Annotated in this window: 1 pseudogene; it reads right to left on the bottom strand. The window is 79.4% G+C overall.

Annotated features, from left to right (window positions below):
- Positions 1-1,055 (bottom strand): annotated as a pseudogene (locus KIK08_RS39175) (hypothetical protein); the annotation flags it as partial.

Genomic DNA, 1,055 nt, shown 5'->3' with positions numbered 1-1,055 from the left:
GAGCGCGCGGGCCGGGCGCCCGGCGGCGACGGCGCCGGCCAGCAGCTCGCAGGCGAGAGTGGGCGACTCGGCGAGCGCCTCGTCGGCGGCGGCCTCCAGCACCGCGGCGACCCTCGCCCCGCTCGCGCCGGTGCCCAGCAGCCCACGACCGGCGGTGAGCACCGAGCCGCCGCGGTCGAGCTCGATGGTGGCCAGCCGGCACTGCAGCTCGCGGCGGCGCAGCACCGGGGTCAGCCGCAGGAACAGCGCCTGGATGATCGGGATCAGCTCGCCGGTGTCGCGGACGAGGCCGGTGGCCACGGCGGCTTCGACGGCCGCCTCGACACCGCCGTCGAGGCTGCCGGCGGCGCCGTCGAGCAGGGTGCCCAGTACCTCGCCGTCCAGCGCGGCGCCCAGCGCCATCGCCTCCAGCACCGCGTGCACGCCGGGCTCCAGCGCGTCGACCCGGTGGCGCAGCCGCTCGGCGAACGCCGCGGAGACCGTGATGCGGTCGGGGCGGTCGAAGCGGTCGGGGCTGCGCGGGTCGAAGCGGCCCGACTCGCGCAGCACGTGGGTGACCAGGTCGACCAGGCCGGGCAGCCCACCGGACTGCTCGTGCACCAGTTCGACCACGGGGTCCGGGGGCCGGCAGCCCAGCCGCTCGGCGATCCGGTCGGCCACCGCGGCCCGGTCGAGGTGGCCGACCATGGCCACGACCCGGCGCTGGCCGAGGGTGGCGGTCAGCGCGGAGAGCGCCCGCGGGCGCGGCCACGGCCGGTGGGCCAGCACCAGGCGGGCACCGGGATCGGAGGCGAGCCGGCACAGCCGGTCCAGGTCGGCGTCGGTGAGCCGGTGCGCGTCGTCGACGAGCACGGCCACGGCCGCCGGGTCGGACCACGGCCCCGGGTACCGGACGACCTGCACGCCGGCCCGCGCGTAGCCGGCGGCCAGCTCGTCGAGCAGCATCGTCTTGCCGGTGCCGCCCGGTCCGACGATCGCCGCGGCCAGCGGGGCGCCCGGGTCCCGGGCGACCCGGGCGGCCAGCGCCTCGCCGCCGCGCGGGCCGCCGTAGGGCC

This window comes from Pseudonocardia lacus, from assembly GCF_018531445.1.
GTDB classification, from domain to species: domain Bacteria; phylum Actinomycetota; class Actinomycetes; order Mycobacteriales; family Pseudonocardiaceae; genus Pseudonocardia; species Pseudonocardia lacus.
This window is presented reverse-complemented; position numbering and strand designations above follow the sequence as displayed.